Genomic DNA, 24,452 nt, shown 5'->3' with positions numbered 1-24,452 from the left:
AGGAGAACATAATCATGCGCGTACGATTTGCACCCAGCCCAACAGGATTTTTACATGTAGGCAATGCCAGAACTGCAGTACTAAACTTTCTATTCAAGAAAAAATATAATGCCACCTATATTCTTAGAATTGAAGATACTGATATGGAACGCAGCACCAGGGAATCTGAAGAGTCTATTCTCAATGACCTTACGTGGCTTGGCATGCAGTGGGACGAAGGTCCTGATTGTGGAGGGAAGTATGGCCCTTATAGGCAATCCGAACGTTTTGATATTTACCGCGAATATACTGAGAAGCTACTGAAAGGTGGCCATGCATATCATTGCTATTGTACCCAGGAAGAACTGGACGCACAGCGCCAGAAAGCTGCACAAGAAAATAAACCATTTGTATATCCTGGAACATGTAGAAACCTGACCCTTGAACAAAAAAAGGCTTTTGAAAATCAGGGAAGAAAACCCACTGTGCGTTTCAAGGTTAAGGAGGGAATTACTCTTTCAATAGATGACCAGATAAAAGGCAATGTTATTTTCAACAGTGAAAATATTGGCGGTGATTTTATCATAGTTCGTTCAGATGGTGTTCCTGTGTACAATTATATCGTCATAATTGATGATACCTTAATGAATGTGACCCATGTTATTCGCGGCGAAGACCACCTACCCAATACACCAAAGCAGATGCTCATTGCCATGGCGTTAGGACTACCGGTACCTATCTATGCACACATGCCACTGCTACTGGGGCCAGATCGCACTAAACTATCAAAGCGCCATGGTATTACGTCCGTTGCAGTGTACCGTGAACAGGGTTATTTACCCCAGGCCTTATTCAATTACTTAGCTTTACTGGGCTGGACGTTAGAATCAGGTGATGAGATAGTACCTGTAGAAAAGCTTATTGCCGAATTTGAGCTTTCTAAAATTGGAAAGAGTTCTGCTATCTTTGATTTTCAGAAACTGAAATGGATGAATTCGGTATATTTGCGTAATCTTCCTTTTGATACAGCATTTGAGCTGTTTTATCCTTATATTGAAAAAGCATATCCTGCTGTAAGCAAAAACGAATGGCTTACTCATGTTGTTGATACGGTTAGAGGCAATTGTGAGATAGCTTCAGATATTGTTAAGGAGATTTCAATCTTCTTTGGTGATAAAGCTGAATTTGAGGAAGATGCTGAAAATATGTTAGCAACACCGGAAGCTAAGACAGTTATCCAGACTGCATATGAACTTATTCACTCAACTATCAATGAACACAATTACAGTACGGAAACACTCAACACAATAAAGCAGAAAACAGGACTAAAAGGAAAGATGCTTTTTATGCCGTTCAGAGCCATGGTAACCGGCAGATTACATGGCCCTGAGCTTGATAAAATACTTCCATTGCTGGGCTACCAGCGTTTTATAAAGCGTATTGAATATTGTTATCAACACTTTGTGAGATAGTATATTTTTAAGTATAGGAGTTGCTGCTAATAACATTATCATTGCCATAATGTATGAAAATGATGTAGTATTGTCATTATTAAAGCTACAAGATCCTTCGTTATCCACACTGGTTAGGATTTTTGAGGATGGTTTATGGTTTCTAACTTCTATTTTCGCAGGAGTACAGTAAGGTTATGAAAAAGTTAACACCAGCAATACTCATTACCATGTTTATTTCAGTTTGTGCGTGTTCTGCACATGCACCCGGTACAATTCCAGTAGGCACATGGCAGTATGATCTTCTTGTCAACGGTGTTGAAATGGGGAAAGCCACTATCCAGAACACCATTGAAGACAACCAGTATATATATCGCTTTGATTTGACAATGGGAAATGGCACCACCCAGTCACAGGATACCATTGTTGAAACCTTAGACTGTAAACCAGTAAAACTTGAAAAACACACCTATATAAAACAAACAAACACCGAACAAAAATTGGATATCATTGCACAGTGCAATGGCCGCACCATTACCTTAACTGAAAATACCATGAAAAGTATCATAACACTGGACCAGGACTATGTTCTTGATGGAAATTATTTTCTGTATATGCTGATACAGAATAAATTCAAAAAAGGTTTACAGATCACCCATAACGTTTATGATCCTTCAATAGAACGAGAAGCTGTGATTCCGGTAACCATAAAACTTACAGGCACTGAAACAATTTCAGTTAACAGTGTACTGTATAAAGCATGGAAAATTGAGCAGAGCATTGGCAAAATTAAAAATATTATTGTGTATCTTGATGAAAACGGTGTTGTGTTAAAAAGTTCTATAAAAATGTTAAATATGCAGCTTGAAATTATTCGTAAGGACTGATCATGAAAAAAATATATGCCATTGGTATTGCTGGTATTGTATGTGGATACTTACTATACCTGTATTCGCAACCAATGCCCGCTAGCCTTTCAACAGTTCCCATTACCAATATAACCAGTAAATTATGGGAGGAGAACATATCCCTTTTCATGGTGTCATCCGATGAAGCCTTTACCATAACCCAGACACCATTTCAAAAAATTCTTTCTTCAAGAAATAAGAATACCTCATATGCATACATCATTGCATCTGGCAGAAATAAAGATTTTAAGCAAAAGCCTATAGAAAATGATTTAAAAGACACGCGATTATTGCAACTAAGTAACCCTGTCGTTGTACAGCATGCAAAAGCAATTGCCACAAGCCACAATCCCATAACAGAAGCTGAAGAGCTAGTTTATAATGCAATAGAAACCAAAACTGAAGGGATCCCTATTATACCTGCTCCTGCAATCTTTGAATTAAAAAAAGGCGATTGCACCGAACATGCAATTGCTACAATTGCACTACTAAGAGCACTACACATTCCAGCACGGGCAGTGGTTGGCATGATAGCAGTAAAAGAATATGCAGGCAAAAAAGATGTATGTGTATTTCACATGTGGGCTGAAGCCTTTTATAACAACACATGGTTTCTTGTGGATGCCACCCGTCCGGGGAATAAGAAAACAAACATCTATATAGCTCTGGCATATCATTCGCTTGAAACGGAAATGCCTCTTGAATTTTTAGAAGCCATGGCTAACATCCAGAATCTAAAAGTTACCTATCTTTCCGAATAGCATCTATCACTGTACGTAATGTCATATCAGGATTTAAAATTTTACATAGTAGAGCATACAGCACAATCCCCAGTGTAACAAGCACAAATGTATATACAACACCTTTCTCATACGGGAAAAATGATTGTAGTACATACAGTAAAAACCCCATTATTCCAGAAGCAATGCAATACTGCAGCAAAGTAACAGTAAGCTTTTTATCCACTTTTACCTTCATTGAATGCAAAAGTCTTATCACAAGAGCTATCGCCACACCATATAATGAAATGCTGTTAGCAAGTGCCAGTCCTCCATGCAAAAGGCGTGTGTGCATAAGTACAAAGCCAAGCACCCCATTCAGAACAATTGCAACTGTTGAAATTGCATTAATAAATGCAGATGCCCTCATACTAATAAAAAGTGGCATAAGAATACGAACCACCGCAAACGCAGGGATACCAACAGCCGCACATGCAAGCGCCTGATTCGTCATGACTGTTTCAAAACTATAGAAATTTCCATGCTCAAAGAATGTTGCCAGTATAACCTTCCCCGTTGCAATAAGACCAACACTGGCAGGAAGTGCAATAAACAGTGATGCCTGTAGCATTGATGTAATTGTTGCCTGCAGGCGTGCAGCATCCCTGATAGCCCACAACCGTGAAACCTCAGGATGAAACGCATTGCTCATTGAAATGATAAACACACCACTCACTATCTCAATGAACCTGTCAGCATAATACAGGTAGCTAACACTACCCTGCTTGAGCGTTGATGCCATCATGGTGTTAACCAGCACATTAATATGATATACAGCAACGCCCATCACTGAGGTTACAATCATACGCAGCACTTTTGCGTGTACTGTCTGTATATGACCAAAAGTCAGGCGCACACCAGTTTTATATAATGGAATAAGAACAACCATGCATTGCATAATGCCACCTGCCACAACACCTGCTGCCAGCCACATGACACTGGAATACTGATATGCAATAAAACAAAAAAGAATAATACCCACATTAAGCAATAGTGGCGATAATGCAGGCATGAAGAAAACCCCTTCAGTGTTTAGCACACCCATGGCATATGCAACAAAGCTTGCACACAGGCAATAGATGAACATGATGCGTAGCAGCACTACAGAAAGACTATACACTTTTGCAGTAAATCCAAAACCAAGAATTTTTGCAATGGCAGGCGCTGCAACAATACCTGTAACAGATACAAGAAACCCTGCCACAATGTATAATGAAGATAGTTCCTTAGCTATTTTTTTTCTTTCTTCTTTGTGGCGATAGTTCATAATAACGGACACCAGGGGCAATGATAATGTCCCTTCAGCAACCAGTCTTCGTACCAGATTAGGAATCCTGAATGCAACAAAGAATGCATCAATCTGCCAGGACGCACCAAACATCCATGCGATAACCATATCCCGTACAAAGCCTAATATTCTGCTTAACGCCGTTGCTATTGCAATATGTGTGGTTGATCTGACTGAGTTCATATAAATTAATGTATTGACATATTTTATAACTATCAGCAGTAATTATACGTATAAACCATTCAAGAAATGAATAAACGTCTTATTTGTTGCAACCAGATGCACAAAAGTAAACACAGTATATAGTTTACATTATTGCTAGTATACAAGCTATTTCAAGGATACTTACTATGAAACATCCTTTTGTATATGCCATATTTTTCTGCATTTTGTTACCCGTAATGATTGCATTTGCTACACCTGCATACGCTAACAGCTACTATGAAGCTGGATGTCGCTATTATGTCCATAAAAATTGGGAAAAAGCAAAAGAAAATTTTTTAAAGGATATTGAAGCAACTGACCGAGGCGATTCCTATTACTTTGTTGGTGAAATTGAGAAAAACAATGGAAATCTTACAACTGCTCTTGAATATTTTGAAAAGGCAGTTGAACGCAAGATGACGCCAAAATACCGAAATTTAGCATACTGGAACCTTATTGTCATCTATGAATCCAGATCCGATTTTCCAAAAACCATTAAAACCTGCAAATATTTTTATGAGGTGTTGGGGGAAGCATCAGCAAAAACCAAAGCGGAAAATTTGATTAACAAACTCATGTGGACCGAAAATGAAGAAGCAAAAAAAGAATATGAGGAAGGGCTTAATAGCAAATCAAAGGATTATTCGTTAGCATTACAGCATTTCAGACAGGCAATTATACTTGATAGCTCCTTTCTTTCCCCGGTATTTGAAATAGGCATGTATTATTACACGCAAAACCAGTACCGTGATGCCCTGTCTAATTTTAATCAGATTTTATACCGCATACCTTTTTACGGTGAACTCCAGTTGCTTGTTGGTGACATATATTTTCAGGAAAAACGCTATAGTGAAGCTGCAACAGCATTTGAGGCGGCATTGGAATATGCGTTTATTGATAAGGATATAAAATATTCCAGCCAGCTTAAAGTTGCTACTGCATATTATAATATTGGCCAGTATACTAAAGCTGAAACTTTTTTACAGCAGGCTATATCTACAAAAAAAGGCAACCTTTCACCGTATTTATTGCTATCAGCCATTCAGATGCAAAAGAATGATTATGATGGTGCCCTGCAAACGTTGCAGTCAGCATATAAAATTGATTCCAACAACCCGGAAATACTGTATCAGTTAGGTCTTGTCTTTTACAACAAAAATGACAACAAAGCATATGAATATTTTGAAAAAGTATACATGCAATACCGACAAAAGCAGAAGGAAATCCCCGCCAAATATATTAAAGCCTTCATTATAACAGCTCAGCATTATTACTCAACAAAGCAATATTCCAAGGTAGTAGAACTTACCACCATTGTTCCTGAAAACCTCCGCGATGAATCTTTATCGTTAAATTATGCACGCTCCCTCTATATGCTTGCTCAATACAATGAGGCGATAGTTCATTTTAATAAATTCAGGCTACAAGATAGTGATTTGCTTATTCTTTGCAAATGCTACGCTTTTATCAATGATACCTCAAAAGTTAAAGAGATAGTGTCCAGCAACTATTACAATACAAATTTCATTAATAAAGTTAAGGAAGACAAATTGCTAAAACCCATCTACATAGAAGTTCAAAAGCAACGCGAAACTCCTGTAACCGTTCAACCACAACCCAAGGAAGAACAAAAGGACGTACCAGCAACCCATGAAAATACTACAGAACCAATATATCCGCAATAATAGTATTACTATAGTACAGGCGTTGCTTATTGCTGCCAGTGTAATTGTGCTATTGCATGTATTTAATTTCCCTAAAATCATTATTATTGCATTCATTGCATCACTTGGATTACAATCGTGGTGCCAGCTCAATCCCTGCTATGCTGATTATATTACCAGTGCCGAAGCACCTCTTGCTTCAATAGCTTTACTCATTACTATGCTACTTTCACATTCACTACCTGTATCAATTGTTGTTACTTTCTTCGTTCTTTTTATATATCACTATTTTTTTTCATCATACGAATTATACCACGACATATATTTTACTGCATTACTTTTCTCTATAATCCTAACTTTTATCATCATATATCTTAATACAATCCAGATTTTTAATGATTATACTATCAAAATTTTCACAGGTCTCTACAGCAATACTTCATGGATAGTTATCATTTCTATTTTTATAAGTATACTATACCTGTATATTACAAAATTAATTCACGAATTTAGAATTATAAGTTTAGGACAAAACTATATTAATCTACTGGGAATTAACGAAAACATTATTCACTGTATTTCAAGCATAGCAAAGGCTCTTATCTCTACTATAATATTCATACTAATAGGGTGGATGGGTTCTTTGCTAACAACTATAGCACTTATACGAAAATCCAGTCAACTTTTGTCTATTATGACTTTTACAGTAATGTTGTCATTACTGTTATATGCCTTACATTTCATACACCCATTTTATATCATCATTCCTGTTGTAATAATTGACTTTGTGTATGTTTTTTTTCTTGGCAAGAGGTTACCATGCTCACGTTAAACAATCTTTCGTTAACCATTAGCGATAATCATATTCTTAAAAACATTTCCGTAGAATTTTTTGAAGGTGAAATCATTGGTATAATTGGCAAACCGGCAAGTGGAAAATCCATACTGCTGCAAACAATAGCTCAGTACTACACTCACTACAATGGTGAAATTTTTTTTAATACAAAACCAATACATTCCATCAAAAAAAGGGATTTAGCTCAAAATATTGCATTTCAACCGGCAGGTTATTGTTATAACCATTACATCACCCTTCATGATTACCTTTTATCAAGCAGAATACCTTACAAAACTTTTCTTTCACCATTCCAATCTTTTGATTATGAGATAGTCAATAAATACATAGACCATTTTGAATTAAAACAATTTACATCAAAACCATTGATGCTACTTTCATCTGATGTTCAAGCACGTGCCCTTTTAGCATTTCATTTTATACGAGATGCGCAGATAGTGATGCTGGATAATCCAACACAAAATCTTTCTTTACCATCATATAATCAGCTTCATGATGCAATTATACGGTATTGTTCAACTGGAAAAAACTGCTGTATAATAGCTTCCCATGATATTAATTTCCTTGCTCAAACAGTAGATAAATTTTACATAATGGATAATGGTTCAATAGTAGATTCCTGTGTGCCTGCTGATTTAACTGAAGATTCAATAAAAAAAATATTTGGAGTGGATGTTTTTATCACACGAAACATTTATAATGGCAAACCAAATGTCCATCTATATTTTGAATATTAACAAATTACAAAGGTTCCAGACTAAAATAGATATGGTAAAGGAATATTAAATGTAATATTCTAATTTTCTTATTCCTTCCTCTACGCTATTGATTAAGAGCAGATCATACGATTCAGTTGCATTAATTAAACTTTGCAGGTTATCTGAGGCTCCCAAAATCATAACCCTGCGTTTTTTTTGTCTTGCTAATTGTGACAGATCAATTAATGCCTTTAGCCCTGATGAAGTTACCATCGATACACCTGAAATATTAATAATAACATTATTTGTAGCAACTAAACTTTCTATCAAACTAATAAATTCTCTTTCGGTGGCTGAACACAGAACACCAGCTAAGTTAACTATTTTTGCCCCTTCACGTTCCTCTATTGAATAATTTATTTCAGCTGCCATTATTTACTAACCATTTTTAAATAAAAGTTTAATGCTTCCATAACCAGTGCATCATTTACTTCACAACCAATCCGCGGTTTCCCAATTGATTCCAGAAGAACAAAGCGTGTTTTGCCTTTTACATTTTTTTTGTCATACATCATGTGATTAACTATCTTGGAAGGGTCAAATGAAAAATTGGGCAACAGGTTATATGCAGATATAATATCTCTGATACAATCAAAATCAGCTTTTGGCATGCCCTCTTTCATGGATATATACGATTCAATCAACATACCAGCAGCAACGGCATCACCATGGCTTACTGTATATTCAAGCAGAGATTCTATAGCATGCCCAACGGTATGTCCAAAATTTAAAATTGCTCTTATGTTTTTTTCAAATTCATCCTTCTCAACTATAGAAGCTTTGAATCGCACTGAACTATAAATACAGGTATATAATGAATCGTCAATATGACCATATTGTATTTCTTTATTCAGCAATAATGGTAATGATGAACTATCGCCAATTAATGCATGCTTTACAACCTCTGACATACCACAACGCCATTCATTTTTGGGCAAAGTATGTAAAAAATTTATATCAATAAGAATATAATCAGGCTGATGGAAATGACCAACGATGTTTTTGCCTGCTCTAATATTCACTGCCACTTTGCCGCCAATACTAGCATCTACCATCGCCAGAAGTGTTGTGGGAATATACACTACATCTATACCGCGCATATATGCCGACGCAAGGTAACCTGTGAAATCAGTAGTAACACCACCACCTATTCCTAGAAGCATAGAATTTCGAGTGCACTGGTTCTCAAGCAATTGGTTGAAATATCTTTCGGCGTATGCGTATGATTTATTTTGTTCGCTGTCATTATACTGTATTGAAATAGCATCAATTAATGCCAGGCTGTTATCCATAACATCTTTATGTAATGTATATACCGTATCACTTATGATTGCAACAATGACATCCCACTTTTTATAGGGTATCAGCAAAGATAATGAAGCCAGTATTCCCCGGCCAATTATTATTGTGGATTTCTTTGATTCTAACTGTAAAACGATAGCATTACTATTTGTTATGGGATCCACAGTGAACCTTTATATATTCGTTCGTTTTTATTCTTTAACAATTGAATAATATACTCATTAAGTGGCGGGTACATAACTACATCAGTTAATTCACTGACAGGCTTGAAACTGAAATCATATAAAATTTTTTCATCACCCAAACGTATTGACTTATTCATCAGATAACACCAGAATACAATATTAATAATATGACGTTTCCCGTTAGGTTCTATTGAATCTGCTATCAATGCAATATCACCAACTTCTACTGTAAGTCCCAATTCTTCAAGAAACTCCCTTTTGAGTGCCTCATCAAGTGATTCCTGATACTCAACACCTCCGCCAGGCAACAACCAGTAGACTTCACTTCCTTTTTTATGAGCTATCATCAATATTTTGTTATCTTCAACAACCAGGCCAGCTACACGGATCCTGATCTTTTTATGTGATAGCTCAAATCTCATATACTTATCCTGTTGGAGTAAATAAGTTCAAGTGCTTTTTTTGCAGCATCAGACTCTGCTTTTTGCTTACTGCTTCCTGTTCCAATTGTTATATCACGATCGTTTATTGTTAACTTAATGGTATACATTTTACTGTGATCGGGGCCAGATTCATGGATCACTGTATATAAGGGCCTGCTTTTATATTTCTTCTGAACTATCTCCTGTAATGTTGTTTTTGGATCGCGTAAATATGAAAGTTTATCAATACGCTGAATATCTTTTTTTAATAACCTCAGCACCAACTTTTTTGATTTTGTTAATCCTGCATCAAGGTATACTGCGCCAATAATTGCTTCCAGTGCATCTGCCAGTATTGATTGACGATATCTGCCACCAGTAAGCTCTTCACCCCTTCCCATAATTAAATAATCACCTAAGTTCATCTGATTGGCAACTTTTGCCAGGGTTTCTTCTGAAACTACAGCAGATTTTATTTTTGCCAGATCGCCTTCAGGGTAATTTTCAAACGATTTAAACAGATATTCATTGACCACTAAACCCAATACCGAATCACCCAAATACTCTAACCGCTCATTATCTTTTACAGGAATTGAGGATTCATTAACATAGGAACGGTGGGTTAAAGCACGTTTCAATAATGATTTATTTGAAAAAGTAAAGTGTAAACGTTTTTCAAGCTGTTGCAATTTACGGTTTTGCCTTTTTTTATCTATGCCCTTCTTATTTTCATCATCCATTGCTCATCACAAAAAAAACAAAATTCAATCACTGTAATTTTGCTTCAATATATTTAACAACATCTTCAACGGTTAATAATTTTTCGGCATCTTCATCAGGTATCTCTATTCCAAACTCTTCTTCTAACGCCATAACCAGTTCTACAGTATCAAGCGAATCAGCTCCTAAGTCATCAACAAATGATGCCTGTAGTGTAACTTCCGATTCATCGACCCCTAACTGATCCACAATTATTTTTTTTATTTTTTCAAAATCAACTGTCATTACTTCTGGCCCTCCTTACCTAACTTGCCTTGCAAATTAAACCCCGGACTACAAAAACATATATATGATAGTAGTAAAAATATTGATATTTTGTCAAGATTAATATAAAAGGAGCGTCTGAAGCGCTCCCTATTCATACACAATCATTAACCTTTGTTAACTTTTACAACCGGTTCCACTATAAGTTTTCCCTTATAATGGCCACATTCAGGGCATACTCTATGAGGCAAAACGTACGCACCACAGGTTGGGCATGGTCTTAAGTTTGGTGCCCCAATCGCATCATGCGAACGGCGCATCCTTGATTTTGCTTTTGATTTTCGCCTTTTTGGTACTGCCACTTTTTTTCTCCTTATTTACTATTATCAAAAATTTCATTATAACTTCAAAAATAGCACGTTGCTGTGTCAATGCTTTTTTAATGTGTAGTATATTAATTTTTCTTTTCGCTTTCAATAGCCCCTAAAAAAATACTGTGCTGGGCTGCCTTTTTTGCAAAAAATGATTGCGGGAACTCAGTAGATACCCTGTTAAAATATTCCTGAGCTTTATAATATTCACCTTTAAGAGCATACATCCTTCCAATACTGTATAATATCTGGTCAATATTATAGCCATCTTTATACTTTGATTCACATAGGAGATAATACCGTAAAGCTTCATCAACATTATTGAGGTATTCTGATGCCATGCCTGCCTGCTGTAATGCCAGTGCAGCAAATAACGGTGATGCATACTGTGAAGCTTTTTCATAATATTTTGCAGCATTAGCATAATCTTTTTCATTGAAATAAAGGCTTGCAATAATATAATACCCATTGCGATGCACATACCCAAAATAAGAGCTATCAGCAATTGTCTGTAATCTTTTAACAGTACGCAAAAACTTTTCATTATGTTCTTGTATATCGGTTGTGTATGTTGTTCTATATTCATCAAGAATTGCTTCAAAATCAGCTGTATCTTTTTTTATTTTATAATCAGCATACACAATGGCAATAATCCCAAGAACCACAATCACTGATACACCAATAGCCACTTTAATTGCCACAGAACGATGAGCACGAATATAATCGCGCACATTCATCAGCGTTTGCTCAACAATGTTTCGGTGAACAGTAACTTCCCTATCTATCATGTGCTATTCCTTATCCAGCTTATTTTTTAAAAGTTCACCCAATGTAACTGTACCAGACGTTGATGTGTTTAAAATCTTTTTGATTTCTTCCTTTTCGGTCATAATTTCATAATGCTTTATACTGAGTGACAGGCGTTTCTTATCAACATCAACACCCAATACAACAGCATTAACCTTATCACCTATCTTGTAGATAGTATCAACTGATTCAATCTTTTTTCTTGATACCTCTGATATATGAACAAGCCCTTCAACGGTATCGCCATCAATCTTTACAAACATACCAAAAGGAACAATCCCGGTTACAATCCCACTAACAATTGTCCTGGGGGGATATTTTTCGGCAATTACTTCCCATGGTGATTTGGTGAGTTGCTTGATACCACAGGCAATCTTTTGCTCATCTTTATTAATATCAAGTATAACAAATTGAACTTCCTGGCCTTCATTATACTGTGATTGAATATCTTTAAAATTTTCATCCCATGATATATCCGATATATGGATCAAACCGTCGATATCAGGCTCAAGTTCCACAAACATGCCAAAGTTAACAATCTTTTTGATTGGACGCGTATGAATACTTTTTACAGGGAAACGCTCTTCAATAGTATCCCAGGGATTTTGCTGTAACTGCTTTATACCCAGTAACAACTTTCTGTTCTCAGAATCTACATTTAAAACAACTGATTGTATCCTATCGCCTTTTTTATACAGTTCCTTTGGATTTACTGTTCGCTTTGCCCATGAAATGTCCGATGCTGAGCAATACCCTTCAACACCAGGCTCAACTTCCACAAACATTCCAAAATTAGTAAGTGTTACTATTTTCCCTTCAACTGTATTGCCAACTATATATCTTTCAGGAACCGACAACCACGGATCAGGAACAAGCTGCTTTAAACCCAAAGCAATTTTTCCTTCTGCTCTGTTAATAGCAAGAAGTACAAAATCACGTTCTTCGCCAATCTTTAATATTTTCTTTTTCTTAAATACTTTACGCCATGAAATATCGTTACGGTGAAGAAGAGCTTCAATACCGCCAATATCAACAAAAGCTCCAAAGTCCACAAATTTTGTTACCTTACCGCGGATTACATCCCCTGGCTTGTAATTTGCTTCTAAATTATCCCATATCTTTTTCTGTTCTTCATCAAGAAAATCTTTCCGCGACAAAAGCACTGAACGCTTCTTTCTATCAATATTTTTAATCTTAAAATAAACAGTAGAATGCCCATTCTGAGATTTTCCTTTAACATCGGCAGCCAGCGTCAGAGGCAGGAAAGCCTGCACACCATGACAATCAACAACAAACCCATTCTTTGATTTCTGCTTTACAGTCCCCTGTATGATACTTGACCCTTCAATAGCTTTTAAGAATTTCTGCCAGCTTTTTTCTTTCTTTGCTGCTTTAATGGAAAATACATACATCCCATCAAGAAGGCGTTTATTCATAAGCATTACTTCAACCACATCGCCCACTTTGGGAGCAGTTTCAAACTCTTCCAGGCTGACCCTGCCATCAGTTTTTGTGCCAATATTAACATAGGCAAAATCATTATCAACAGTAACTATCTCACCGGTATAGATAGTTTTGGGCTGAATGGAATCATTTGAAAGGTTTGAAACATGATCCATATATAGCTGGCTATCATTTCTATCTACTTCCATACCACTTCACCTTGTTGTCATAACGTTAATACAATAAAAAGAAAAACCGTGTATAAGTCAATTTTATTTTAGCAATTATTCACAGGTATATCTAAAAATAAAAATTTTTATATGCGATAGTTACTATGTATTCACCCCATTGCCTTACAAACCAGCAAATAGATGTAATCAATCACTTCCTGCTGTGTCATTGCGCTGGTATCGACATAGATAGCATCATGCGCTTTTTTCAGCGCACCAAAGGGACGATTCATATCCTCACTGTCACGTCGAGCAATGTGCACCTTTAACTCATTTACGTCAATATTTTTTCCTTTTTGCGCATATTCTTTAGCACGCCGCAATGCCCGTTCTTCAACCGTTGCATCTAAATATATCTTTATATCTGCATCAGGAAACACAACGGTACCAATATCCCTCCCATCTACAATGATTGAATGGTCTTTGGCCCAGTTGTGCATAAGCGAATTGACATATTCCCTAACTGCAACAATATCCGAAATTTTGCCAATATGTGTGGCTACTGTTTCATTGCGTATTTTTTCACTGACATCGACACCATTACAATATGTGCTGCAGCTTCCATCTTCATTAAAGATTTGTTTAAGCTGGATATCTTCAAGGAGCCTGCACACATCATCCTGTGTAAAATGTTCACCACAATGTTCCAGTACATACAGTGTAATTGCCCGGTACAATGCCCCTGAATCAATATATTGCAAACCTGCCCGTTTAGCCACCTCTTTTGATACAGAACTTTTCCCTGAACCTGCAGGTCCATCAATAGCCACAACAATATTCTTACGCATGGTACTTATTCCATTTATTCTGAACTTCTTCAAAATACCGGCACAGCACATCCCGGTCATTATGTAGTGATGCCTGCTGTATACTATGTTTAACCTTAGTCAATGATTGTATATAGTTTTCAAGCACTGCAATAATATTGGTATTGTTTAACAGCACAATATCAGCCCACATATCAGGACTGCCACCAGCAAGCCGCGTCATATCTTTAAACCCTTTTCCTATGAAAGGCTGCATATCTGATGGGTTATTTCCTTTATTAATAGCAAAAAAGCTATCCATTAACACCGATGATACTATATGGGGAAGGTGGCTGGTACTGGCAACCATACGGTCATGCGTTGCAGCATCGGTAATATGAATTTTGCATTCCAGCAATTCCCAGAATTTTTTTATTGCTATAATATTATCATTGTTATTTTTCTTATGCGGTGTAATAATTACCCATGCACCAGGAAGGATGGAGTGGGTACTGAATGTATATCCGGATTTTTCAGAACCTGCCATTGGATGGCATCCAACAAACTGATGCGCCTTTTCATGATCAACTATTGAATCAATGACCATCTGCTTTACACTACCAGCATCTATAACTAATGCAGTGGATTTAAGGTGCGGATCATCTAACAAGGATGTAATAATAGTGATGGATGATAGCACCGGCGTTGCTACTATGAAAAGATCAACATCATTGCAATCAATTGCATCAATAGAGGCAACATCATCAATAAATCCTTCTTCAATAGCATTGTGGAGGTTTTCTGGTTTACGGCCGTAAGCGGTAATATGCACAGATTGATGCTTTTTTTTAAGCATGCGGGCAATTGATCCACCAATGAGCCCCAAACCTATGATAGCAACCTTATTGAACATTAATAAATTCCCCTACCCAGTGCCAGTGCCACGCTGGCAAGTTTCTTTTTAAGTTCAACTAACTGCTCAAAATTTATTGTCTGCTGCCCATCAGACATTGCTTCTTCGGGATTTGGATGTGCTTCAACCATAATACCATCAGCTCCTGCTGCCACATAGGCAAGTGCTGCAGAAACCACATAATCTTTCAATCCCATTGCGTGGCTTGGGTCACACACTACTGGCAAGTGTGAAAAATCCTTTAGCACCGGTACGGCACCAACATCAAGGGTATTACGGGTTACATCCTCAAACGTGCGTATACCACGCGGGCATAGTATCACCTGTTTATTGCCCTGTGAAAGGATATACTCTGCTGACATCAGGAATTCATTGATGGTTGCACTCATTCCTCGCTTCAATAACACCGGTTTGTCTATCTTCCCTAACTCTTTTAACAAATTAAAATTTTGCATATTGCGAGTACCTACCTGCAATACATCAGCATACTGGGCAACAAGTTCTACATCACGGGGGTCCATTACCTCAGTAATTATCGGTAACCCTGTTTCCTCTTTTGCCTTTGCTAAATATTTTAATCCCAATGCACCATACCCCTGAAACGTGTACGGCGATGAGCGGGGCTTATATGCTCCTGCCCGAAGCATGGATGCGCCAGCCTGTTTAACCATTTTTGCATGCTCAATTATTTCCTTTTCGCCCTCTACGGCACATGGGCCAGCCACCAGTACAATCTTATCGCCGCCAATCTCAATATCACCCACTTGCACTATAGTCCTATCAGGATGAGTTTCTTTACTTGCTAACTTGTACGGTTTTAATATTGGTTTGACCGATTCAACGCCTGATATTGCCTCAAGCGGCTGTTCGCGGATGATATCCTCATCGCCTATAACGGTGATAATTGTCCTGTACTGTCCCTTTGAGACATGTGGCTGCAAATTAAGTGACTTTATTTTACCAACTATATGATCAATTTCATCCTGTGTAACATTGGGTTTTAGTACTATAATCATACTTACTGTGCTCCTTTTTTATGTTAAATCTTTAATCATGTTTTTCAGCCTGATATGATCCCAGAACCTTTAAGAATATGGTTTCCTGTTTCATGGCCTCCAGCGCCTTCTGGACAACAGGGTCAGTTCTATGCCCATTAAAATCAATAAAAAAGTTATATGCCCACATCTTCTTCTTATCGGGGCGTGACTCAATCATGGTCATATTAATACCATGTTCACTAAACGGTTTTAAAAGCTTGTACAGCGCACCAGGCTGATCTTTCACAGCACACACTATTGATGTTTTGTCATTACCTGTGGGAGGATTATCATGCTTCCCTAAAACTAAAAACCGTGTATAATTTTGACGTGAATCTTCAATACCATCAGCAATGATGTTAAGATTATATATTTTAGCTGAAATATTTGAAGCGATAGCGGCTGAGTATTTATCCCATGATGCAGTTTCAGCAGCTTTAGCAGTTGAATTAACCTGATTTATTTCAACATTGGGTAAATTTGCTTTAAGCCAGTTTTTACATTGAGCAAGCGATTGCGGATGTGAATATATTTTTTTAATCTTTTCAATACTGTCACATACTGATAGCAGGCTATAGGTAATCCTGAGCGACTTTTCAGATACAATTTTTAAATCAGTATCAAGAAATTCATCCATAGTATAGGTTACCGCACCTTCGGTACTGTTTTCAATTGGGACTACACCAAATGTTGCTCTCCCTGTCTCAACTTCATCAAATACATCCGAAATAGTCCTATGCGGTAGAGCCTCTATAACATCACCAAAAATTTCCAGCAGAGCAATATGGGTAAACGTCCCCACCGGACCTAAATATGCAACCTTAAGAGGGCGCGCCGCTGAAAGAGCCACAGAAAATATTTCTGTTGCAATTTTTTCTATTAACTCAGGGGTAAGTGGTGGTCGAGCATATTGCTGCAGATGCGATATTATTTTTGCTTTAACTGGAAAAATTCCCTGCTCACCTTCTTTTATAATGTTCTGTAACTCTTTGCTGTATAGTTCCGTTAACTGAGATAACGATTCAATTATGTTTTTTTCAAAATTGGCAGTATCCATATTATTCCTCTTCAAAGTTAAATTCTTTTATTTCTGATAGCTTGGGCAGGTCAGATAGTTTGTTTAATCCAAAATAGCGTAAAAACTCATCGGTTGTACCATATAATAATGGCCTTCCGGGAACATCTTTTCTGCCAACAGGCTTTATAAGATTTTTACGCATAAGTGCTGCAACCATCATTCGTGATGATACACCCCTAAGTTCTTCAATCTCTGCAAGCATTATTGGCTGTTTGTAGGCAATGATAGCTAATGTTTCCAGCATCCCTTTAGACAATGTTTCTTTTTTCTTATATCCCATTGCCTGACGCAACTGGTTTGCAAATTTTGGATTGGTAACAAACTGATACCCGCCAGATATCTCAATAATTTTTATTCCTTTATCACGGTCTTCATATTCATCTATAAGAGAATCAATGATAATTTTTGCCTGGGTAGCATCTATACCTAACTGTTTGGTAAAAAACTGCAATGGGACAGGTTCAGCTGATACGAAAAGTATAGCCTCTACTATACCAAAGAGATCGTCACTATCGCCCATTTCAAATAGCTCTTCATTGCCCGCTTCATCATCAAGGCTGTCCTTGCGATTAGATTCCAATTCAATATCTTCGTTTATAATGTCGTCGCTCATACGTTTTCCCTGATTGCGGATATTTTAATGCAATGTATCCACTTTTTCTAAATCCTTTTTAAATATATAAATGTTCCCAAACTGCGCATGTTGCAATACAGTAATAGCTCCTATACGGGTCATTTCAAGCAAAGCCAGTAATGTCACAACGACCTCCATTCTTCCCGGATCCCGGGTAAACATCTCATGAAATTCTATTTTATCTTTATTTTGTAACATACTAACCAGTAACATTATACGGTCACTCACAAGAATTTCATCAAATACTATTCGTTGCTGCTCAATTTCCTTATCTGCTTCAAGCACATCAACAAACGCATTCAAAAGGTCAAAAAGATTAACTTCAATATATACTTCTTCGTCAACAGATAAAGGTGAAATCTGCCTGGTAAACACATCCGATTGCATTTCATGCAATTTCAATAAGTTTTTAGATGCTATCTGGTATTTTTTATATTCCAGAAGCTTCTGTATAAGTTCCGGGGGAAGTGGTGGAACAAAAAATTCATCTCCTATATCAGCACCTGGCAATAATGCTTTTGATTTATAATATAATAATTCACTGGCCATTACGATAAATTCCATGGCAACAGGAATGTTAATGCTTTCCATGAGCTTTAAATACTCCAGGTACTGCTCTGTAATATCAGCTATAGAAACCTGAGTTATTTCTATCTTTGACTTCTTTATAAGATCCCACAATAAATCAAGCGGTCCATCAAAATTTTCAATGTGTAAAATACACTGAACATTATTGTTGTCGGGTGTTATCATAATTCAAATAGTGTTACCGATTATTGTTATACTTCGCTCTATAAATGTATAAAAACAGACAATTAATGATAATTGGTATATTTATGCAACGATAATTAATATTTTTGTATTAGTAATAAAGCAAAAAAATATTAAAATTAAAACATAATGGTTATTTTATGCTAATGCTTTTTCAGCAGCTTTCTGAAGTCTTTCCGGAGGGAATGGTTTAACGACAAAATCCTTCACACCAATTTTTATAGCTCGAGTCAGCAAATTTTCCTGACCTAATGCAGTTACCATAATGATTCTTGCATTGGGATCAAACTGTAAAATTTCTTCTGCTGCTTCAATGCCATCTTTCTCGCGCATGGTAATATCCATTGTCACAAGGTCAGGCCGCAATTTTTTATAAAGCTGTACTGCTTCCACTCCATTTTCAGCTTCTCCTATTATCTCATGGCCTTTGGGTACCAGTGCATCCTTCACAAGGGTCCGCATAAACTTAGCATCATCAACTATCAGTATTTTAGCCATAGAATTACCCCGCTGTTTAAAATATCCCTATTCCATAATCCAGTACATAATCTTAAATACATAATACCGATATCCCTTTATCATTCAAGAAAAAATTTTTATAAATTACAAAATTTTGCAAATTAATTCAATAGATAATTATTCACTTTATGAACACCTTTATCATTGTATGAATACTTCATTGTATATACCCCACATTATTTGCGGAGGTATACATTATTCAATTTTTATACACTAAATATGAGAAATTATTTCCTGGGGTATTGAATCTACAGCCACAACAGCATCCACTGCCCCCATCTCAACTGCAACACGGTTCATCCCATACACAACAGATGTAGATTCATCCTGAGCAATGGTATAACCTCCCCTATCATGGATTTCTTTTATACCATTGGCACCATCACGTCCCATACCTGTCATGATGACACCAATAACATTATCTGTATCTTCTTTTGCAAGAGAATGAAACAGCACATCTGCTGAAGGTCTATGCCCGGAAACCTTCTCGGCCTGTGACAGACGAATAACACGGATATCACCTGTCTTCTCAACCACGATATGAGAATCGCCCGGGGCTATATACACACAACCATTCAATATTTTTTCGCCATCCTCCGCTTCTTTTACAGATACATTGCATAAACTATCTAATCGTTCGGCAAACGCTTTGGTAAAACCCGGGGGCATATGCTGTACCACCAGTATTGGTGAGGGGAAATTTTTAGGCAACTTTTGTAATACTCTCTGCAAGGCTGAAGGACCACCGGTTGAGGTACCAATACCAACAATCTTTTTTTTGTCTTCATGCTTTGCAACTATAGATACTTTATTAGTTTCTGAAACATCTTCACTCTTTCTTACATGTAAATTAAGCGAAGCTTTTGCTACTGCTTTAACTTTAGTAATAAGAAGTTCTGCTATGTCATCCATGCTCATAGCCAGAACAGTTGAAGGTTTAGGGATAAAATCAACTGCGCCATATTCTAATGCCTTGAATGTTGCTTCAGCACCGTATTGTGTCAATACACTCATCATGATAACAGGCTTGGGATTTGTTTTGATAATTTCCTGTAAAGCCTCCAGCCCGTTCATTATGGGCATTTCAATATCCATAGTTATGACATCAGGATTTAAAGTAAGATTTTTAAATACCGCTGATTTGCCGTTATTTGCAGTGCCAATGACTTCTATTTCTTTATCACTTTCAAGAATATCAGAAATTACTTTTCTGACCAGAGCAGAATCATCAACAACCAGAACCTTTATTTTTTCTGACATACAATTTAATTTCGCAACCTTTCCACTATGGTAGCTAACGAAGACGTCGTTGGCATAATCAATAGCTTCCCTATTACCCTGTCATCCTGATGGAAAAATTCAGTATCCATCACCAGTGCATATTCATTTTCTGCCGTATGGAAAGCCAGTATAGAATCTAAAATTGATTGCATATAATCGTGCACCACTGACGGCACGGTGGGTTTTATAGCCATTTCAATCTTATCTGCAAAGGCATTGACCACTGCTGATCCTACAATGTTGGTTACTTCCTTTAATACAGATTCACCATCTTCGGTTAAGGATTGTGTACTGCCCTGAGATAAACCCAAAAGCATATCCACCAGTTCATACCCCGAGTCTTCCCGTAAACTGAATAAAATTGTTCCATTGATCTGCCCTACTATGGGCATATATACCCCTAAATACACACTGTCAACATCACCAAATGATTGTGGTATAGACTCAATAGGAAGAACCGAAACATCAGGTATTGACAAATCCACTCTTCTGTTAATTATTTTTGATAGCGATTCGGCAGCATCTGTAATTCCCACATTTGCAAGGACCTGGACTTTTGCCAGATCATCATCTGATATGCCCAATTTCTGATATATTTCATCTTTCTTATCCAGTGTAGTCTTAATTTTTTCCTTTAATTCTGTTTTGAATTCTTCTAGAACACTATGTACTTTTTCTTCAATTACAATATCTTTCCCACTTTTCGATAAGGCGTTTTTTTCTAAATCTTTATATTCTTCAACTTCAACTAACTCTTCAGATTCTTTTTTAAATACAATATCTTCTTTGATAGGCATTTCTTTTTCAAGAAGCGTTTCTTTTATTTCCTTTTTTGATTGTGTATCGATAGTTTCTTTTGCAGGCTGTTCCTTTGTGGCAACTTCAGTTTTTACAACTTCCACTGATGCCTGTTTTGCTCCCAATACACGCTGTTTTTCTTTGAATGAAAAAGTATCCTGTTGCATGATAACTTTATTAATCATTGAAGAAATATCAAGTATCAAGCATATACTTCCATCACCCAATATTGAAGCACCAGCTAACCCTGCAACTGTCCGATAATTTTGTTCCAATGATTTAATAACTATTTCCTGCTTCCCTTCTAATAGATCGACAACTATTCCAATTTTCCTGTTCCCATAACCAACAACAACCACTGGCATACGTTCATTGTCTTTCAAACCGCTTTCAATGCCAACAAAATTGCTCAAGCGTATAAGTGACAAGATTTCACCTCTAAGATTAATTACTTCATGGCCTTCAATAGTTGTAATCTCTTCAGGTAAAATTTTGATTGTTTCTATAACATCTGAAAGTGGTATAGCATATAATTCCCTTTGCACTCTGACCATTATGGCGGGTATGATTGCCAACGTTAATGGAAAACTCAAAATAAACCTTGTACCCATACCAGGTTCACTTTCAATAGATACGCTGCCATTGAGCTCATTAACAGTTTCCTGAACAACATTCATCCCAACACCTCTCCCGGAGATATCAGTAACAACATCAGAAGTAGAAAATCCGGGAGTAAATATAAAATTATATATTTCGTCTTTATCCATATTAGCTATCATCTCAGGTGATGCCAATCCTCTTTCTATGGCTTTTGTCTTAATTTTCTTTAGATCCAACCCTCTTCCATCATCACTTACTTCAACGAATATTTGATTGCCACCCTGATAGGCATTCAGTGTTATAGTTGCAATTTCAGGCTTCTTTTGCTGCCGCCGTTCTTCAATAGATTCAACCCCATGGTCAACGGCATTCCTGATTAAATGCATCAGCGGTTCACCAATAACATCAATTACCTTCTTATCCAGTTCTGTTTCTTCACCCTTAATTTCCAGAACAACTTTTTTATCAAATTCTTTTGCCAGATCACGAACCAGTCGGTTAAACCTTGAAAAAACCTGTCCAATAGGGACCATCCTGGTTTTCATTATGCCACTCTGTAAATCCTTGGCAATACGTGACATCTGCTCCATGCGGTTTTTAAATTCATTTATTATACTCTTTTCAATGTTCAAACGCCGCATTTCCTCGTATAATTTATAAAAGCCTGAATTAGCTATAACAAGTTCTCCAACATTGTTTAATAGCTGATCAAGCTTTTCTACCGAAACCTTTACCGTCCTCAGTTGCAACGTCTTCTTATCATCTTTTGACCTGATTACTATTTCATCTTTTTCTTCTTCATCAGGTATTACATCTTCCTCAACATCCCTTACCTTTATTTCTTCCTCAGGTTTTTCCTCAAAAAGCGTTTCCTGCTCATGATATTTAAGAGCAACCTTATTATCCTTTTTTACCAGTTCAATTTTCCTTAAGTCTATTCTTGTAACCTGATCAACCTCACATGCTTTCTTTAATTCCTCAACGGTAGCACTTGTTAATAAAATAATCTGCACCCTGTTATCAAATTCCGGCATGGAAACTTCTTCAATTGTGGGGATAGTAACCAGGATATCAGCAATCTTTTCCAGATTGGTTAATACCAGCTGTACTTTTAGTGATTTCATGGCAGCATTGGGATCAATGGTTATGGCAATTTCGCAACACGACAAACCATTGTTAATCCCGTTTCGTATATCTTTAATAATGTTAGTTGATAATTGTATCTTTTTGGGAGCTGGTGTTTCTTTCTTTTCTTCCTTTATGTTTCCCTGCTGGCCAACTGATTCAATTTTTTTTACTAAAGATGAAAAATCTTTTGAAGGTGGATTCCCTGAGGACACTTCCCGTATCACATCATTAATAACATCAAAACACTGGAACAATACATCCACAATAGCAGGTGTTACTTTCATAACCTTGTCACGAATGCCCTGAAGGAGATTTTCCATCTTATGAGCTAAATCCCCCAGATCAGTTAAGCCCACAAAGGCTGCAGAGCTTTTTAGTGAATGTGCGGCCCTGAAAATATTATTTATAATCTCATCATCAGAAGGATTTTTTTCAAGTTTGAGTAAATTCTGATTGAGTTCCTGTAAAAGTTCATCAGCTTCTTCCAGAAACATATCCTGATATTCACCTAAGGAAAAGCCCATTTTATCACCTCAAATATAAAAAAATCATTGCTCATCGCTGAAAAGAATATTATCAAGTCGAAGGATCACAATAAGCCTATCCTGCAATCGGCCAATACCACTTATAAATTCTGTTGAAATGCCTTCAATCAGATCATGAGGCTCATCAATTCTTGAGCGTGACAATCGTATTACCTGATGTACGTTATCTACTAAAAGACCTACTAATTTTTCGCCAATCTCCACAACAATAATCCTGCTTAGTTCAGTTAATGTAACCTGTTGCATACCAAACCGTAAGCGTATATCAACCACAGGAATAACATTACCACGCAGATTAATAACGCCTTTAATATATTCAGGTGTATTGGGAAGACGCGTAATTTCCGGTATACGCAGTATTTCATGCACTGATAATATATCAATACCGTATTCAATTTCATCAAGCTTAAAACTTACCAGTTGAAGTATATCAAGGGAATCAGCCTCATCTATTACAGATTCTGCGGTTTTTGCTGCAATGTTCAATAATTCATTATTCATAATCCACCCTTATAATATACCTAATTATATACAATTGTATATACTATGCTATATATTCAATATAATTTCAACACAAAATTATTCAACTTTAAAAAAAGTTGCACTAATTATTCCTAAATGTGAAAATTTGAATAAAATATATAATAGGGGGTGTCCCAAAAGACACCTCTTTTTTTTAAAAAAATTAATTTACAAGCAATTAATGCGACATAAAATTGTCGCATGAAAAAACAACGAAAACCAACAATACCAGTATTTAAGGGATACCAT

Annotated in this window: 25 protein-coding genes; 6 read left to right on the top strand and 19 right to left on the bottom strand. The window is 36.7% G+C overall.

Annotated features, from left to right (window positions below; translation table 11 throughout):
* The first annotated feature begins 14 nt into the window (after positions 1–14).
* From gltX to AB1444_02050, 3 genes are all read left to right on the top strand, one after another.
* Positions 15–1,451 (top strand): glutamate--tRNA ligase, encoded by a 1,437-nt coding sequence (gene gltX, locus AB1444_02060; GenBank protein ID MEW6525437.1) that lies wholly within the window; start codon positions 15–17, stop codon positions 1,449–1,451.
* Between the two features lie 176 nt (positions 1,452–1,627).
* A complete protein-coding gene (locus tag AB1444_02055; GenBank protein ID MEW6525436.1) occupies positions 1,628–2,317 on the top strand; it encodes a hypothetical protein in 690 nt (229 codons plus the stop codon).
* A 2-nt stretch (positions 2,318–2,319) separates the two neighbouring features.
* Positions 2,320–3,099: a transglutaminase domain-containing protein gene (locus tag AB1444_02050; protein ID MEW6525435.1), complete on the top strand. Its 780-nt coding sequence runs from the start codon at positions 2,320–2,322 to the stop codon at positions 3,097–3,099.
* Here the strand turns inward: AB1444_02050 and murJ are convergent.
* Positions 3,080–4,588, bottom strand: a complete 1,509-nt coding sequence (gene murJ / locus AB1444_02045; protein ID MEW6525434.1) for a murein biosynthesis integral membrane protein MurJ — start codon at positions 4,586–4,588, stop codon at positions 3,080–3,082. The genes AB1444_02050 and murJ overlap by 20 nt on opposite strands.
* 167 nt (positions 4,589–4,755) lie before the next feature.
* Between murJ and AB1444_02040 the strand changes: the two genes are divergently transcribed.
* The 3 genes from AB1444_02040 to AB1444_02030 are packed head-to-tail and all read left to right on the top strand — an operon-like array spanning position 4,756 to position 7,866.
* Complete coding sequence (locus AB1444_02040; GenBank protein ID MEW6525433.1) at positions 4,756–6,294, top strand: tetratricopeptide repeat protein; 1,539 nt, start codon at positions 4,756–4,758, stop codon at positions 6,292–6,294.
* On the top strand, positions 6,260–7,105 hold the full coding sequence (locus AB1444_02035) for a hypothetical protein (GenBank protein MEW6525432.1): 846 nt from the start codon (positions 6,260–6,262) through the stop codon (positions 7,103–7,105). Before AB1444_02040 ends, AB1444_02035 begins: the two co-directional genes overlap by 35 nt.
* A complete protein-coding gene (locus AB1444_02030; GenBank protein ID MEW6525431.1) occupies positions 7,093–7,866 on the top strand; it encodes an ABC transporter ATP-binding protein in 774 nt (257 codons plus the stop codon). The genes AB1444_02035 and AB1444_02030 overlap by 13 nt, the downstream gene beginning before the upstream one ends.
* Positions 7,867–7,911: 45 nt before the next feature.
* Here AB1444_02030 and AB1444_02025 read toward each other — a convergent pair whose 3' ends face one another.
* From AB1444_02025 to AB1444_01940, 18 genes are all read right to left on the bottom strand, one after another.
* Positions 7,912–8,259 carry an STAS domain-containing protein gene (locus tag AB1444_02025; protein ID MEW6525430.1) on the bottom strand — a complete coding sequence of 116 codons (348 nt, stop codon included), beginning with the start codon at positions 8,257–8,259 and terminating at the stop codon, positions 7,912–7,914.
* Positions 8,259–9,353 (bottom strand): 3-dehydroquinate synthase, encoded by a 1,095-nt coding sequence (gene aroB / locus AB1444_02020; protein ID MEW6525429.1) that lies wholly within the window; start codon positions 9,351–9,353, stop codon positions 8,259–8,261. The genes AB1444_02025 and aroB overlap by 1 nt, the downstream gene beginning before the upstream one ends.
* Entirely contained in the window at positions 9,341–9,796 is a 456-nt protein-coding gene (locus AB1444_02015; GenBank protein ID MEW6525428.1) for an NUDIX hydrolase, read from the bottom strand. Before AB1444_02015 ends, aroB begins: the two co-directional genes overlap by 13 nt.
* The gene (rnc, locus tag AB1444_02010) at positions 9,793–10,536 is read right to left on the bottom strand and encodes a ribonuclease III (GenBank protein MEW6525427.1); all 744 of its coding nucleotides are present in this window, start codon (positions 10,534–10,536) and stop codon (positions 9,793–9,795) included. The genes AB1444_02015 and rnc overlap by 4 nt, the downstream gene beginning before the upstream one ends.
* Before the next feature lie 28 nt (positions 10,537–10,564).
* Complete coding sequence (locus AB1444_02005) at positions 10,565–10,801, bottom strand: acyl carrier protein (GenBank protein ID MEW6525426.1); 237 nt, start codon at positions 10,799–10,801, stop codon at positions 10,565–10,567.
* Between the two features lie 146 nt (positions 10,802–10,947).
* Entirely contained in the window at positions 10,948–11,142 is a 195-nt protein-coding gene (gene rpmF / locus AB1444_02000) for a 50S ribosomal protein L32 (GenBank protein MEW6525425.1), read from the bottom strand.
* A gap of 92 nt (positions 11,143–11,234) precedes the next feature.
* Positions 11,235–11,939 carry a tetratricopeptide repeat protein gene (locus AB1444_01995; protein MEW6525424.1) on the bottom strand — a complete coding sequence of 235 codons (705 nt, stop codon included), beginning with the start codon at positions 11,937–11,939 and terminating at the stop codon, positions 11,235–11,237.
* 3 nt (positions 11,940–11,942) lie between these two features.
* Positions 11,943–13,610 (bottom strand): S1 RNA-binding domain-containing protein, encoded by a 1,668-nt coding sequence (locus AB1444_01990; GenBank protein ID MEW6525423.1) that lies wholly within the window; start codon positions 13,608–13,610, stop codon positions 11,943–11,945.
* A 131-nt stretch (positions 13,611–13,741) separates the two neighbouring features.
* A complete protein-coding gene (cmk, locus tag AB1444_01985; protein ID MEW6525422.1) occupies positions 13,742–14,419 on the bottom strand; it encodes a (d)CMP kinase in 678 nt (225 codons plus the stop codon).
* Entirely contained in the window at positions 14,412–15,290 is an 879-nt protein-coding gene (locus AB1444_01980) for a prephenate dehydrogenase (GenBank protein MEW6525421.1), read from the bottom strand. The genes cmk and AB1444_01980 overlap by 8 nt, the downstream gene beginning before the upstream one ends.
* The gene (gene aroF, locus AB1444_01975) at positions 15,290–16,306 is read right to left on the bottom strand and encodes a 3-deoxy-7-phosphoheptulonate synthase (protein MEW6525420.1); all 1,017 of its coding nucleotides are present in this window, start codon (positions 16,304–16,306) and stop codon (positions 15,290–15,292) included. Before aroF ends, AB1444_01980 begins: the two co-directional genes overlap by 1 nt.
* A gap of 31 nt (positions 16,307–16,337) precedes the next feature.
* The gene (pheA, locus tag AB1444_01970) at positions 16,338–17,384 is read right to left on the bottom strand and encodes a prephenate dehydratase (GenBank protein MEW6525419.1); all 1,047 of its coding nucleotides are present in this window, start codon (positions 17,382–17,384) and stop codon (positions 16,338–16,340) included.
* Between the two features lies 1 nt (position 17,385).
* The gene (gene scpB / locus AB1444_01965; GenBank protein MEW6525418.1) at positions 17,386–17,925 is read right to left on the bottom strand and encodes an SMC-Scp complex subunit ScpB; all 540 of its coding nucleotides are present in this window, start codon (positions 17,923–17,925) and stop codon (positions 17,386–17,388) included.
* A gap of 117 nt (positions 17,926–18,042) precedes the next feature.
* Positions 18,043–18,792, bottom strand: coding sequence for a segregation/condensation protein A (locus AB1444_01960; protein MEW6525417.1), 750 nt, complete (start codon positions 18,790–18,792; stop codon positions 18,043–18,045).
* 156 nt (positions 18,793–18,948) lie between these two features.
* A complete protein-coding gene (locus tag AB1444_01955; GenBank protein MEW6525416.1) occupies positions 18,949–19,308 on the bottom strand; it encodes a response regulator in 360 nt (119 codons plus the stop codon).
* Between the two features lie 234 nt (positions 19,309–19,542).
* The gene (locus AB1444_01950) at positions 19,543–20,589 is read right to left on the bottom strand and encodes a chemotaxis response regulator protein-glutamate methylesterase (protein MEW6525415.1); all 1,047 of its coding nucleotides are present in this window, start codon (positions 20,587–20,589) and stop codon (positions 19,543–19,545) included.
* A gap of 5 nt (positions 20,590–20,594) precedes the next feature.
* Positions 20,595–23,660: a chemotaxis protein CheW gene (locus AB1444_01945; protein ID MEW6525414.1), complete on the bottom strand. Its 3,066-nt coding sequence runs from the start codon at positions 23,658–23,660 to the stop codon at positions 20,595–20,597.
* A gap of 24 nt (positions 23,661–23,684) precedes the next feature.
* Positions 23,685–24,182, bottom strand: a complete 498-nt coding sequence (locus AB1444_01940) for a chemotaxis protein CheW (protein MEW6525413.1) — start codon at positions 24,180–24,182, stop codon at positions 23,685–23,687.
* Positions 24,183–24,452: the final 270 nt, after the last annotated feature.

It is taken from the genome of Spirochaetota bacterium, assembly GCA_040756435.1.
Lineage (GTDB): Bacteria > Spirochaetota > UBA4802 > UBA4802 > UB4802 > UBA4802.
The sequence above is the reverse complement of the archived record's forward strand: the minus strand, read 5'-3'. Positions and strand labels throughout refer to the sequence as shown.